Source organism: Lysinibacillus sp. UGB7 (assembly GCF_049058285.1).
GTDB lineage: Bacteria > Bacillota > Bacilli > Bacillales_A > Planococcaceae > Lysinibacillus > Lysinibacillus sphaericus_B.
Window position 1 is genome coordinate 176,602 of record NZ_JBMGUV010000008.1, and the last position, 13,493, is coordinate 190,094.

Here is a 13,493-nt window from a genome sequence, read left to right on the forward strand (position 1 = left end):
TGAATTTCTGTTAAAATATATGGATAACAATGGTTTAGGTCAGAAGGAGTGCATGAACTCGATGAAACTAAGTGATCATCTATTACTGTGGAATCACGCTTACATAAAAATAATGGATGTACGTTATACGGTTATGGGGCAAGGGGAGGATTTACGTGCCTATCGTTTACCAGCAAGTGCTTTCCTGTACACAATGCGAGGTAGTGCCCAAGTGCGGATGGATAGCAATGTACATATAGCTAAACAATTTCATGTTCTTCACGGAGGCAAAGGAGTGTCCTTAGACATCATTGCTGAGAGAAATTGTGAATACTGTATGATTTTATATAAAGCAACACTCCCGTTGCCTTATCGTCAAGAAATTTTAGCATTATTGGACAATAATAATCCTTTCCAATATCAATACGCTTTTGCACCACTTTATCCGCTTTCCCTATTTGATAAGGTGGAGCAGATCATTAATGATTGGCCCCAATCAAATAACAATGAATTGGAAAAATTGCATATCAAGTCATTGTTCTATCAATTTGTTTATGAACTGTTACGACAAATGCATGTACAAGGAATTGAACCGTTCAAGCCTGATTTAGTAGAACAGGCTGTTCGTTATATAGAAGAAAATTACAGTAAGCCCATTACACTAGAATCCATAGCGAGTGAACTTGCGTGTAGTATCGGCTATTTATCGAAGTTGTTTAAAGAAAAAATGCATACAAGTCCAATTCAATATTTGGGTGAAATCCGAGTAAACAAAGCGGCAAAACTACTGTTACAGACTGATGCAACTTTGCAGGACATAGCTGAAAGTGTGGGCTATCTTGATGGACATTCATTGAGTCGCAGTTTTAAACGCCATAAGGGTGTATCTCCTGTACAATTTAAAACGCAATGGAAACAAAGGCATCAAAATGAAGATTTGCCCTTATTGGGAAGAAGATATGCTATTCTCCCGCATAAATTTCAATGGTATATTGATGATGAAATTGAAAATCATTATCAATACAAGGGAGAAATGGAAATGTCTAAGTACAAAAACATAAAATTAAAAGCAATGACGTTGTTTATGTGTCTGTCATTGCTGCTAGGCGCATGTTCTGGCGCTACGAATACCAATGGAGGCTCGCAATCATCGACAAATAATGTGGAAACACAATCAAATAGTGGCCAAGAAAGTACACAACAAGGAAAGACACGAACTGTATCTACAATGAAAGGTGATGTAGAAGTACCAGCAGAACCACAGCGTGTAGCAGCAGATCAATATATGGGACAGCTATTAAAACTGGGGATTATTCCTATAGGTGTGCGAGAAGGCATGTTGAGTGAAGGATGGATTGAAAAATCAGGGATTCACAAAGAGACGCTTGCTAAAATTGAAAATCTAGGTGGCTTTCCGATGAATCCAGAAAAATTGATTTCGTTAGAACCGGATTTAATTATTGGCTCAATAGAAGAAAATATAGAACAATACGAAAAAATTGGCACAACGGTGTTTTTACCGTATTGGGAAGGTTTGTCTACTGCAGGACCATTAGAAAAGTTCAAAAGAATTAGTGAAATATTCGGGAAAGAGCAGGAAGCAGATCAGTGGATAAATGAATATAAAAAGAAGGTTGAGGATGCTCGAAAACAAATTGAAGGTATCATTAAAGAAGGAGAAACGGTATCCGTAGTTCAACTAAGCTCCACAGGTATATATGTGTTAGCTGCTGAAGGAGGTAACTATGGCAGTACAACGATTTATCAGATGTTGAAACTCCCTCCTACAGAACAAGCTTTAAATATGAAAGAAGGGTTTGAAAATATCTCTCTTGAGGTATTGCCTGATTATCTGGGGGATCATGTATTTGTTTATGTGAATTCTAAAGAAGATTCGGAGGAAATTTTAAACAGCGCTATTTGGAAAGGAGCTTCAGCCGTAAAAAAAGGCAATGTTTATATGTACGGTCAATTTGATGATGAATTTGTGATGGAAGATCCGTACTCTTTAGAACTTCAACTTGAAACGATTGTTAATATTCTATTACAAAAAAAGTAGTCTACTAACAAAGGGAAACATTTTATTGCATAATGTACGTTCTTTTTACGCTATTGTGGCGATGTCGTAAACGATTTTTCATAACCATGTATAATCATTGTATGAAGTGGTCATCATAATACAGATTTCACTTATGAAGTCTATAATGATGAGGAGGATGTAAAATGAGTAGGCCTGAACAATTAGACCCCAAATCTCAAAAAATCCACCGCAACTGGTCAAGGATTAAGCATTCGAAATCTCAAGTAAATGGTGAAACGGAGATTACTCTGCATAACCGTATCTTGAGAAGTGAAGCGAAAGCCCGACAGTTTTAATCATGCTAGTGAATTAAGTGTCATCGAGTCCGGAAAATATTTCCGGGCTTTTTTATTTAGTCCAAAAAATTAATAATCATCAATTAAATGTTGAATTTATTGGTAATAAACTGTGGAGCCTACTAATATTGGTTTGATTTACATAGAGCCAGGTGGCGTTGTCGGGTATCATGAAGCGCCTGTTTCGCAGTGATTCGTTGTTATTCATGGTGAAGGATGGGTAGTGGCCAAGATAGAAAGAAGGTAGCATTATCGAATGGTGAAGGTGTTCTTTGGCGAACTGGGCAATCACATGCTTCAGGGAGTGACACAGGATTAACAGCACTAGTGATTCAATCCAAGCAAATCGAAGTTCCTCTCAATAAGTAAATGGGAAAATAGGTATTGCAGCATCGCAATGTTGCTTGTTTTGAAAAGATGTTACTTTATATTTCTGCGGAGTCGTAGTTCACTCAGCTATTTTCATTTAGACAATGATAACGCCATGCGAACTGTCTTTAACATATGTCCATCAAACAAATCATCAAATTCTTCTATAAATTGGAAGCCCATTGCCTGATAAAAGCGCATGGCAATTGTATTGTCTTTTTCTACACAGACTGTGAGATTAGTTGCTCCCTCTAACTGTTGAATGCCTTTCTCTAGTAGAGCAGTACCGATACCTTTACGTTGCAAATTTGGAGAAAGATAAATAGCATATAGTTCAGCTTGTCCATCGCTAGTATTTGAAAAGTTTGCAAAGCCGACTAGTGACTCACCGAGTTCAGCAACTAAAAAGGGGCTTTTTTGGAGTCGTTTTATTAGTGTTTCTTTACTATAAGCTGTTTGTAAAAATCGATCCTGTAACTGCTTTGGAATAATTCCCTCGTATTTATCATACCAGCTACTCTTGGCAATTTCTTGCACAAAAAAGATGTCGTCCTCTTGCATCTGTCGTATAATTAATGTCAATACTTTTCACCTGCAATTCCAAATTTTTTTTAAATTGTAACATAAAACTATGTGGAAGGGATGATCTCATGCAAGTATTAGAAAAGGCATTTGGCTATATTACAAGAGAGCGTGAGGGACGGCTGGCAAGTGCTTGTATTTGAGCAAAATACGAACGGAGCAGGTATTCAAATTCCTAAAGGCACTGTAGAGGAAGGGGAAACACCGCTTGAGACAGTAGCTCGAGAGATGTTTGAAGAGACTGGCTTGACGTATTTAGTGGTGAAAGAATTAATTGCACAAGACTATTACAATCATTATTCGGGCGCTTTAAAAAAACGCTATTTTTACAATTTAACGACGAATGAGCAGCGTGATACATGGCAACATTGTCCCACAGGAGTCAACGAGGCAGACTTGGAATTTACATTTTATTGGATAGAGGAAGAGCCTGATGTGACGCTAGCCAATGGGCATGGGGATTATTTGTATCGTGTATTAGAAAGTGTGAAAAACTAACATTTATATCCCTTCTTTAATTGTCTGAAACAGATTAAAAAGAGGGATTTTTTTCGTAATTAGTAATCGAGTAGTAAATCAGAACAACTTAAATAGGAGGAGAAAATTTGACTGTATATTTTGAAGAATATGGTGATAAATCAGCTCCACTTATGCTGTTTTTACATGGAGGTGGAGTAAGTGGATGGATGTGGGAAAAGCAAATTCAACATTTTGCTTCACATTATTATTGTGTCGTACCTGACTTACCAGGGCATGGCAGGAATACCAAAGATACATACTTTTCAATAGAAGATGCAGCGGAAAAAACGATTAAGCTACTTGAAAGCCTCTCTGGAAATCGGAAAATAATTGTTGTTGGCTTTTCACTGGGTGCTCAAATACTTGTGCAGTTATTAAGCATGAGACCTAACTTGGTAGATTATGCTGTTATTACTAGTGCTTTAGTAAGACCAATGTCGTTGATGACAAAATGGATTGGGCCAACGGTGAAAATGACTTCACCATTAATAGCAATGAGGGCATTTTCAAAAATTCAAGCGAAGACCCTTTCCATTCCTTCACAAAAATTCGAACAATACTATGAAGGGAGTTGCCAAATGCGCCAAGAGACATTAACGCGTATAATGGAAGAAAATTTATCATTTACAATACCTGAAAACTTTAAAGATGTACAGACTTCTATGCTAGTTATGGTGGGTGAACAAGAAAAATCTATGATGAAAAAATCCATGATGGATTTGGTGAATAGTAACAGTCAGTGTAAAGGGATGCTCGTTGCCGATATTGGCCATGGTATTTCATTAGCAAAACCAGCTTTTTTTAATGCGACGATTGAAAATTGGTTACAGGACCTTTCAAGCATAGAAAATTTATAATCACATATTTGCTTGATGTCCGTTCCAGGCGCTTTTTTTCGGCAGGCACGGCCCCAACTAATTTTTGCGGCTGGTCGCCGCAAAAATGGATTTTCCGCACGTGCTGTTCAGGAGTGTTGCGCTTTCAACTCCAATCAACATGTATCGGCTACTCTTTCCATGTAGCGACAGCTGATGCTGCTTATAAAACATCTGCGATTACGAATAACTTACCTTCAAAAACGACAAAATACCCCGAGGGTTTTATCTCTCGGGGGTATTTTGTTGACAGTCTGACCGCATCTCAACATAGAGATGCGATGATTTTTATGCCTTTGCGGCGGCAATTTCTAATGCTTGTGCAAAGTCGGCGATCAAATCATCGACATGTTCAAGACCAACTGAAAAACGTAATAGGCCTTCTGTAATGCCACGTTTTGCCCGTTCTTCAGGTTCCATTGCTGCATGACTCATTTTAGCTGGATAGGAAAGAATGGATTCCACACCACCAAGAGATACTGCGAATACAGGGATTTTCATTGCCTCTACTAGTGCCTTTGCCGCTTCATAATTTGGCAGACGGAACGATAAGACTGCACCTGCACTTGTACACTGGCTCTGGTGGATGTCATAGCCAGGATGCGATGCAAGTCCTGGATAGTAAACTTGTTCGACTAGTGGGTTAGCATCTAAAAATGCGGCAATCTTCTGTGCAGAGTCACTCGAACGACTAAAGCGTACATCAGTTGTTTTCATATTTTGTAGGAGAGTAAAGGAATCCTGTACCCCTAAAATATTACCAAATGAATTTTGAATAAAGTATAAGTCCTTGCCAAGCTGTTCGTCAGCAGTGACTGTTAAGCCAGCGATAATATCTGAGTGTCCGGATAAAAACTTCGTTGCACTATGAATGACAACGTCTACACCAAAATCAAGTGGTCGCTGGTGCAAAGGAGTCATAAACGTATTATCTAAAAAGGTTAAACATTTATGCTGTTTGGCTAGAGCGACTACACCTCGAATATCTGTTATGCCCAGTGTCGGATTGGATGGTGTTTCCATGTATAATAGCTTGGTTGCAGGTGTAATGGCTGCCTCCACAGCTGCTAAATCCGTAAAATCAACAAAGGAATGTGTAATGCCGAAACGCGGTAACACCTTTGATACGAAGCGGTATGTACCACCATAAACGTCCTCGGTCATAACGATGTGATCACCTTGTGATAATAACATTAAGGCTGCAGAAACTGCTGCAATACCAGAGGCGAAGGCATGCGCGCGAACGCCACCCTCAAGCTCTGCGACTGCTTTTTCTAAAGCATCACGTGTGGGATTACCAGAACGAGCGTAATCGTATTCGCCGAACTCATCGATACTTTCTTGGTGAAATGTAGATGAGACATACATAGGTACATTCACTGCACCTTTTTTATTGTCATAACCATCACGCACACCTGCATGGATAAGCGCTGTTTCGATATGTTGTGTCATTTTCAAGCCTCTTTTCGAAGGATTTCAAATACTTGTTTCAAATCCGCAATTAAGTCCTCAGCTTCTTCGATGCCAACTGAAAAACGAAGTAAACGGTCACAAACGCCACGTTCAACACGCTCCTCGTACGGCATATCCGCATGTGTTTGAGTTGCTGGGTATGTAATAAAACTTTCTACACCGCCAAGGCTTTCAGCGAAGGTAATTAATTTAATATTACGTAGGAACAGATCAATCCATTCAGCCTTTTGCAGTCGGAATGACAACATACCCCCTTTACCTGTATAAAGTACATCAGTCACCAGTTCTTCTTCCTCTAAATAAGCTGCAATGGCTTTGGCATTAGCATCATGCTGTTTTAAGCGAAGATGCATTGTTTTTAAGCCACGAATAAGTAACCAGGAATCCATTGCTCCGAGTACCATACCGCTACCATTATGAATAAAACCTATACGTTCAGATAACTCAGCCCCTTTTGCTACAACAAGACCAGCCAGCACGTCATTATGGCCACCGATATATTTAGTTGCTGAATGTAGTACAATATCTGCCCCTAATTCAATTGGTCGTTGGAAATAGGGTGTGTAAAATGTGTTATCAACGATTAACCAAGCGCCATGCTTATGTGCCAGCTCAGCATACGTTTTCAAATCAAATTCCTGCATGAGTGGATTTGTTGGTGTTTCAATGAAAATAGCACGTGTATGTTCATTCATCAAAGCCTCTACCTGTTCAACAGATTCGAATTTTGAATAAACAGGTTTAATATTGTATGTTTCTTTAAAAAAGTTAAAAAGACGATATGTACCTCCATATAGATCATCAGGTACTACTAATTCCTCACCAGGTTTGAAAAGGGAAAGTACTAGTTGTATGGCCGCCATGCCCGAGCTACAAGCAAAGCCCATGTCGCCGCCTTCTAAATCAGCTATACCTGCTTCTAAAATGGCACGTGTTGGGTTTTTAGTACGTGCATAGTCAAAACCTGTAGATTCACCGATACCTGTATGTTTGTAAGCTGTCGATAAATGGATTGGGGGACTTACAGCACCTGTTGTTGGGTCACTTAAATTTCCTAGTTGTACAAGTTTTGTTTCAATACTTCTGTTGTTTGTCATGTCGTCACTCTTTTCTTTATCATAATATAGAAAGGGTCCACGTATCACCAATGGACCCAGGTTCTTATTGGATAATTAGATTACGTATATAGTATTCTCTATAATTGTTACCAATTTAACATGTAAACTTCGGTAGGACAAGATGATTTCAGAAAATTTGATAGATTATTGTGGTAAAATCATGTAGGAATAGTAGGTGTTTAATTATTTTGCTGTCAGAACATGGTTAGGTTCGATGGGGGGACATTTAGTAGGATATCTAGAAAAAATATAATAGAGAAAAATAAAAAGCTTTTCACCATGAATTGGATACAGTTTCATGATGTACATAATAAGTAGAAGCAATTGTTCGGAAAGAATCATTACCATTTAAAAGAGTGATTAATTGCTTGCCTTTTCACTGTAAAGTGAATTTAGCTATAAGAATAGCACCCAAATTGTTAGATAGGTTTCTAACAATTTGGGTGCACTCAAATTTTGTCTACAGATATGAAGCAATTGCTTCCCACTTTACAATTGTTCTTTTTTAAGTAAATCGCGAATTTCTTTTAACAGTTCCTCTTTTGCATCAAGTGCTGGAATGGGCTCTTCCACAACAGCCTCTTCTTTTTTATTAGAAAGCTTCGTCATGATTCTTAGTGCTAAGAAAATCGCAAAAGCGATAATTAAAAAGTCGATAATCGACTGTAAAAACACACCCAATTGAATTTGCGCTTCACCTGAGCCATAAACAAAGCTCTTAGTTAAATCAACGCCACCTGTTAGTACACCAACTAATGGCATAATGATATTTTCTACTAAGGAGGTAACAATTTTACCGAAGGCACCACCAATAACGACTGCCACTGCTAAATCGACAATATTGCCTTTCATAGCAAATTCCTTAAAGTCTTTCCACATAAAATGATTCCTCCTGTATTTATCCAATCAAAAACAATCAAATTGTATTTTACTATATTTCTCTCTATCTATTCAACCATAATAGTATTGAAAAGAAAATAGCTGAAAATTGCCTACATATAAACGGTAAATTTGGTAATATAGAAGAAGACAATGAATGATTAGGTGTGACATATGGCGAAAAAAAAACAGAAAAAACAATTGCTATCACCAGCTGTGAAAATGGGCATGATTGCATTATTAATTCCAATTGCTATAACAGTGTATGTTCTCGCTTTTTTTGCATGGAAGGAACTACAAACATTCCCGATTTTTGAAAAGCTTGCACAGCAGAAGGCGATAGAAGAAATACAACAAAATTTTGATATAAAAATTCCAGAGCAATATATTCCCGTATATATAGCGGCCGAGGAGAAATATGGTGTGCCTTGGACATTGTTGGCGGCGCATCATCGCATCGAAACGCGATTTTCCTCCATGAAATCCCTTGTTTCTCCAGCCGGGGCAGAAGGGCACATGCAGTTTATGCCTTGTACCTTTGTTGGATGGAAACATCCAACATGTTCGGGATTGGGCAAAGGAGAAATTACCAAGTCTGAACTAATGAATCCGGCTGCAATCCAAAAGTACGGTGGATACGGGGTAGATGCGAATGGGGATGGTGTAGCAGACCCGTATGATATTGAAGATGCTGTGTATAGTGCCGCCAATTATTTATCAAAGTACGGTGCAGCTAAAGGTGACTTAAAACGTGCTGTGTTTAATTATAATCATAGCGACGAATATGTAGAAAATGTTTTGCATTATTACAAAGTGTATAATGATTATCATGATGAATTAAAAGCTGCGGTACTTATAAATACAAAAAAATAAAGATGGCTGTCCTAAAAATAAAAACAACATGCTCTGTTTGAAGGGCTCTTTAGACAGCCAGATTGACGACAAAAGGTATTCGGAATGATTCACATGCCGAATACCTTTTGAAATTTTTTATGAGAAATATTCGTACCAAATTGCCCCTATTAACGACAGTAGTACGTTACGAGCAACTATTTTCCACCATTTTTGGACTTTGCCATGTCCAATTAGCTAGCTTCCTCAAATTCATGGCACATAGATTTGTTTCATGTCACTTGGATTTCGTTCACTATTACTATTTTTTGTCATCCCATCCATCACCTCCATCATTTATAAATGACACTAGTTGATTGGAGCGCAGGCTGCGACTTCTATGGGAATTGCATGAGCGAAAAGGCCGCAGGAGCGTAACGACAAGGAGACTGAAGCCATCCCGCGAAAAGCGTCCGCCGTAGCGGAAATCAACGGCGTCATATAGATACTCCTATTTGAAAAAAAATACTGTAAACGAACTCAATTTTTTGAATTTGTTTACAGTCTGAAAGAGCCATCCAATAAAGATGGCTCTTTTTATTCATATTTATGTTGCTTTACGCATAGTTTTTAAAATCATGCTTACGATAAAGATAAGGACAATCGCACCGATTAAAGCTGGGAACACGTAGAAATCGCTGACTTTCCAACCCCAGTTACCAAGAACCATACTACCAATCCAAGAACCGACAATACCTGCAATAATATTACCAATAATGCCGCCAGGTACATCTTTACCTAAAATGACGCCAGCTAACCAACCTAATATTCCTCCGATGATTAAAAACCAAATGAAACTTATCATAATTATTCATCTCCTCAAAATTTAAGATATAAAATGGCGATTACTTAGTTATATCCTTTCTGGAGAATAATAAACATAAATAAGCTGCTTTTTTGATTTTAGTTTTCTTACATTACAGTAAATAAACGGCGTTCATCCATTTAATGATTTATTGAATGACTTTTGCACCTAATGTCTGTTTAAAATGACGTAATGCCCAGTCGTGACCGGCTGCATCAAAACTTGCAACACCATGCGCATAAACAACTGTCGAAATACCAAGATTATAAGCATCAACAGCAGTGTGCAAAATACAAATATCTGTACAAACACCCACTAAATGCACTTCTTCAATGCCACGTTCTTTTAATGTAAGCGCTAAATTTGTACCTGCAAAGGCACTATAGCGCGTTTTATCAAGCCAAAGTACTTCTTCTTTATGCGCATTATAGACTTCCCCAACTTGACCATATAAGTGGCGACCATTAGTACCACGAATATTATGTGGGGGGAAAAGTTTAGTTTCAGGATGAAAAGGATCATTTTCTTCATGTAGGTCATTAGCAAAAACAACCAAGTCATTTTCTACAAGAAATTGTTCAATTAATGAGGAAATCTTTGCCTCTAAAGCTTGCCCAGGTTGGCCACATGTTAGTTTTCCATCAGTTGCTACAAAATCATACGTATAATCGATAACAAGCAATGCTTTTTTCAATTATTTCACACCCCTAATAAGTATAAATTTATTTTTATCATGCCATATTTGGGTCGGTTTGTCAGAAAAATAGTTATATTTTAATGTTAAGAATAGTTTGAAAATTGATTTGTGTGGGCGTATAATGTGAAAAAAAGGCGAGGTGATATTTATGAATATGACTGTTATGAAACGTTTAGATCGTCAAGGTTTGCTAATTGCATCTTTGCATATGCTAGTAATGATAAACTTGGCAGTAGAATTTTTATTCGTATCGTAGTCTCGTAAAAATATAATAGAAAGGTGAGTTTAATGCTCGTCCAATACTAAAACAACCGTGAAGGCAATTTCGTCGTAGTCCACGGTTGTTTTTTGTTGTCTAGACAAAAATGTTTTTTCATTAAAAGGAATTTTTTTGAAAATGTCAAATACACAGAACATATGATGGGGTGATAGGATGACAATGAGATTTGAACGTGCATTTCGCGAACTAGAATGTCCATTTGCCTGGCTGGACTTAGATGCACTCGATGACAATATAGCGGCAGTGCAGCAAGCTTGTGGACAGAAAAAAATTCGCATTGCGACCAAATCGATTCGTTCGCTAGAGGTGCTAAGTTATTTACAGCAGAACCTCTCAAATACTGTAGGTTTAATGACGTTCACAGCGGCAGAAACGATTTTTTTACTAGAGCATCATTTTGATGATTTATTGCTTGGCTATCCAGTGATGGAGGAACTAGCGGTTCGTCAATTGTTACAGTTTGTGAAAGAAGGGAAAACTGTCACATTCATGGTGGATAAACAAGAGCATGTAGCATTTTTGGAGAAACTAGGAGCAGAGCTTGACGTACAAGTGAAGGTTTGTATTGATATTAATTTATCGAATGATTTTAAAGTCCTTTACTTTGGTACGAAACGTTCATCTCTTCATTCACTTGAGTCCTTAACACCATTTTTACAATTTATAAAAAATCAATCATTTATTGAAGTTGTAGGAGCTATGGGCTATGAGGCTCAAATTGCCGGTGTTGGTAATCGACCAGCAAATGCTGTGAAAGGAAGATTAATAGAAACAATGCAGATACAAGCTAAAAAGCAAGTAACCCAGTTTCGTAGACTGGCCATCGCCCATATAAAAGCTTATTTTCCTCATCTATATTTTGTTAATGGTGGTGGTTCAGGCAGTATGACTTATACTGCTCAACAAAAAGAGGTGACGGAAATTACGGTTGGTTCAGCATTTTATGCGCCAGCTCTTTTTGATCAGTTTACACATTTACAGCTCTCAAAGGCAGCTGGGTTTGCACTGAGAGTAACTAGAAAGCCTGAGAAAAACATTGTGGTTTGTCATGGTGGTGGATATACGGCGTCTGGTGCAATGGCAGGGGACCGATTGCCAACGTTTTATGAACCCAACTATTTTTCATTTCTTAGCTTGGAAGGTGCAGGAGAAGTTCAAACGCCCGTGAAGGTAAAAGGGAAAACAGTCAATATAGGGGACACAATGTATTTTCGACATGCCAAGGCCGGTGAGCTTTGTGAAAGATTTCAAGTATTGCACTTAATAAGAGAGGACAAGTATATCGGAAATTATGCAACATACAGGGGGGATGGCCAATGTTTTCTATAGACAAATGGAAAAATGGTGAAAAGTGGACAAATTGGGCTGGCAATATGATTTCTTATCCAAGTGAGATGTATTTACCTCGATCTATTGAAGAAGTTGTAAACGTGGTAAGTCATGCACGTGATACGAAGAAAACAATTCGTGTAACAGGGGCGGCTCATTCTTTTAGCGCTGTTGCGATGCCGGAGCATATTGCACTTTCTTTACATAACATGCGCGGTCTAATTGCTGTCGATTCAAAAAGGCAAGAGGCAACATTTTGGGCTGGAACATATTTATATGAAATGGGCCCACTGCTTGCGAAACATGGCTTTGCTTTAATGAACATGGGCGATATTCAAGAGCAAACAATTGCCGGTGCGGTATCTACCGGCACACACGGAACTGGTGTTACATTAGGTTCTTTATCATCAACAGTGACAACATGGGGTTTTGTAGATGGTACTGGTATTTACAGAGAGCATATAAGGGGAGCGGATGAATTATCTCAGGCAATACATGTATCACTCGGTATGCTTGGTGTACTTGTAAAAGTAACGATAAAAGTGATGCCTCTCTATAGTTTACATTATGTAGGAACACGGGAAACATTAGCAAATGGGCTCGCGACATTTAGTGAGGATATTCGTCAGCATAGGCATGTTGAGTGGTTTTATTTCCCTAACAGTGAAACGATTCAAGTCAAGCGTATGAATGCTGTGGCACCTGTCTATCAATCTGAATGGAGTAAGCGTGTGGAAACTTTAAAGCTTCAAATAGTTGAAAATGGTGCGTTTTTTGCTATGTCTGAGCTGTGCAAATGGAAGCCTGCATTAAGTGGTGCGATGAGTAGATTAGCGGCAGCAAATGTCGTTGAGGGTGAAAAAATTGGGATTTGTTATGAAATTTATCCTTCTCCTCGTAGTGTCAAGTTTCAGGAAAGTGAATACGCCATTCCCATAATACAATTTGAAGAATGTATGGAAGAAATCCATGCGACCTTTAAAAAAGGCCATTTAAACGTACATTTTCCTTTAGAATGTCGTACGACAGCAGGTGAAGCAGGTTATTTAAGTCCAACGCAAAGGCAAGAATCTGCATTTATTGCTTTTCACATGTATAAAGGGATGTCAGAAGAGCCTTATTTTAAGTGGGTGCATACAATGATGCAAAAATATAATGGACGGCCGCATTGGGGGAAACAAAGTCATTTGACTGCTGAATATGTGCACGAATTGTATCCAGATATCGAAAAGTTTTTAAAAGTTCGAGCGCAGTACGATCCGGATGATGTCTTTTTCACAGGTTACTTAAAAAAATTATTCATTTTGTAAAATCTTTGTAC

14 protein-coding genes are annotated in these 13,493 nt (G+C 38.2%); 8 read left to right on the forward strand and 6 right to left on the reverse strand.

The genetic code is table 11. The features are described 5' to 3' along the window. Positions 1-61: 61 nt before the first annotated feature. The 3 genes from ACOMCU_RS09885 to ACOMCU_RS09895 all read left to right on the forward strand — a co-directional run bounded on the left by ACOMCU_RS09885 (position 62) and on the right by ACOMCU_RS09895 (position 2,724). On the forward strand, positions 62-2,038 hold the full coding sequence (locus ACOMCU_RS09885) for an ABC transporter substrate-binding protein (protein ID WP_421050074.1): 1,977 nt from the start codon (positions 62-64) through the stop codon (positions 2,036-2,038). Positions 2,039-2,202: 164 nt separating this feature from the next. After that, positions 2,203-2,355, forward strand: coding sequence for a YpzG family protein (locus ACOMCU_RS09890; protein ID WP_010859633.1), 153 nt, complete (start codon positions 2,203-2,205; stop codon positions 2,353-2,355). Positions 2,356-2,571: 216 nt separating this feature from the next. Next, positions 2,572-2,724, forward strand: coding sequence for a hypothetical protein (locus ACOMCU_RS09895; protein WP_421050075.1), 153 nt, complete (start codon positions 2,572-2,574; stop codon positions 2,722-2,724). Between the two features lie 93 nt (positions 2,725-2,817). On the opposite strand, the gene ACOMCU_RS09900 is transcribed toward ACOMCU_RS09895, so the two are convergent. After that, positions 2,818-3,306: a GNAT family N-acetyltransferase gene (locus tag ACOMCU_RS09900; RefSeq protein ID WP_421050076.1), complete on the reverse strand. Its 489-nt coding sequence runs from the start codon at positions 3,304-3,306 to the stop codon at positions 2,818-2,820. 129 nt (positions 3,307-3,435) lie between these two features. Between ACOMCU_RS09900 and ACOMCU_RS09905 the strand changes: the two genes are divergently transcribed. Further along, positions 3,436-3,804, forward strand: a complete 369-nt coding sequence (locus ACOMCU_RS09905; RefSeq protein ID WP_421050077.1) for an NUDIX domain-containing protein — start codon at positions 3,436-3,438, stop codon at positions 3,802-3,804. 107 nt (positions 3,805-3,911) lie between these two features. Then, entirely contained in the window at positions 3,912-4,682 is a 771-nt protein-coding gene (locus tag ACOMCU_RS09910) for an alpha/beta fold hydrolase (RefSeq protein ID WP_421050078.1), read from the forward strand. A gap of 306 nt (positions 4,683-4,988) precedes the next feature. Here the strand turns inward: ACOMCU_RS09910 and ACOMCU_RS09915 are convergent, their stop codons facing one another. From ACOMCU_RS09915 to mscL, 3 genes are all read right to left on the reverse strand, one after another. Beyond that, the gene (locus ACOMCU_RS09915; RefSeq protein ID WP_421050079.1) at positions 4,989-6,152 is read right to left on the reverse strand and encodes an aminotransferase class I/II-fold pyridoxal phosphate-dependent enzyme; all 1,164 of its coding nucleotides are present in this window, start codon (positions 6,150-6,152) and stop codon (positions 4,989-4,991) included. A 2-nt stretch (positions 6,153-6,154) separates the two neighbouring features. Continuing rightward, positions 6,155-7,270 (reverse strand): methionine biosynthesis PLP-dependent protein, encoded by a 1,116-nt coding sequence (locus ACOMCU_RS09920; protein ID WP_010859627.1) that lies wholly within the window; start codon positions 7,268-7,270, stop codon positions 6,155-6,157. A 510-nt stretch (positions 7,271-7,780) separates the two neighbouring features. Then, positions 7,781-8,170, reverse strand: a complete 390-nt coding sequence (gene mscL, locus ACOMCU_RS09925) for a large conductance mechanosensitive channel protein MscL (protein WP_010859626.1) — start codon at positions 8,168-8,170, stop codon at positions 7,781-7,783. A gap of 174 nt (positions 8,171-8,344) precedes the next feature. Between mscL and ACOMCU_RS09930 the strand changes: the two genes are divergently transcribed. Next, positions 8,345-9,043 (forward strand): lytic transglycosylase domain-containing protein, encoded by a 699-nt coding sequence (locus tag ACOMCU_RS09930; RefSeq protein ID WP_010859625.1) that lies wholly within the window; start codon positions 8,345-8,347, stop codon positions 9,041-9,043. 565 nt (positions 9,044-9,608) lie between these two features. On the opposite strand, the gene ACOMCU_RS09935 is transcribed toward ACOMCU_RS09930, so the two are convergent. Both ACOMCU_RS09935 and ACOMCU_RS09940 read right to left on the reverse strand, forming a co-directional pair. Further along, entirely contained in the window at positions 9,609-9,866 is a 258-nt protein-coding gene (locus tag ACOMCU_RS09935) for a GlsB/YeaQ/YmgE family stress response membrane protein (RefSeq protein WP_010859624.1), read from the reverse strand. A 148-nt stretch (positions 9,867-10,014) separates the two neighbouring features. Next, on the reverse strand, positions 10,015-10,560 hold the full coding sequence (locus tag ACOMCU_RS09940; protein ID WP_421050080.1) for a cysteine hydrolase family protein: 546 nt from the start codon (positions 10,558-10,560) through the stop codon (positions 10,015-10,017). Between the two features lie 436 nt (positions 10,561-10,996). Between ACOMCU_RS09940 and ACOMCU_RS09945 the strand changes: the two genes are divergently transcribed. Continuing rightward, complete coding sequence (locus ACOMCU_RS09945) at positions 10,997-12,172, forward strand: amino acid deaminase/aldolase (protein WP_421050081.1); 1,176 nt, start codon at positions 10,997-10,999, stop codon at positions 12,170-12,172. Next, a complete protein-coding gene (locus tag ACOMCU_RS09950) occupies positions 12,160-13,482 on the forward strand; it encodes a D-arabinono-1,4-lactone oxidase (protein ID WP_010859621.1) in 1,323 nt (440 codons plus the stop codon). Before ACOMCU_RS09945 ends, ACOMCU_RS09950 begins: the two co-directional genes overlap by 13 nt. Positions 13,483-13,493: the final 11 nt, after the last annotated feature.

Coding starts and splice junctions, on each gene's coding strand:
- ACOMCU_RS09885 (WP_421050074.1), top strand. CDS start 62: ATGAAACTAAGTGATCATCTATTACTGTGGAATCACGCTTACATAAAA.
- ACOMCU_RS09890 (WP_010859633.1), top strand. CDS start 2,203: ATGAGTAGGCCTGAACAATTAGACCCCAAATCTCAAAAAATCCACCGC.
- ACOMCU_RS09895 (WP_421050075.1), top strand. CDS start 2,572: ATGGGTAGTGGCCAAGATAGAAAGAAGGTAGCATTATCGAATGGTGAA.
- ACOMCU_RS09915 (WP_421050079.1), bottom strand. CDS start 6,152: ATGACACAACATATCGAAACAGCGCTTATCCATGCAGGTGTGCGTGAT.
- ACOMCU_RS09920 (WP_010859627.1), bottom strand. CDS start 7,270: ATGACAAACAACAGAAGTATTGAAACAAAACTTGTACAACTAGGAAAT.
- mscL (WP_010859626.1), bottom strand. CDS start 8,170: ATGTGGAAAGACTTTAAGGAATTTGCTATGAAAGGCAATATTGTCGAT.
- ACOMCU_RS09930 (WP_010859625.1), top strand. CDS start 8,345: ATGGCGAAAAAAAAACAGAAAAAACAATTGCTATCACCAGCTGTGAAA.
- ACOMCU_RS09935 (WP_010859624.1), bottom strand. CDS start 9,866: ATGATAAGTTTCATTTGGTTTTTAATCATCGGAGGAATATTAGGTTGG.
- ACOMCU_RS09945 (WP_421050081.1), top strand. CDS start 10,997: ATGACAATGAGATTTGAACGTGCATTTCGCGAACTAGAATGTCCATTT.
- ACOMCU_RS09950 (WP_010859621.1), top strand. CDS start 12,160: ATGTTTTCTATAGACAAATGGAAAAATGGTGAAAAGTGGACAAATTGG.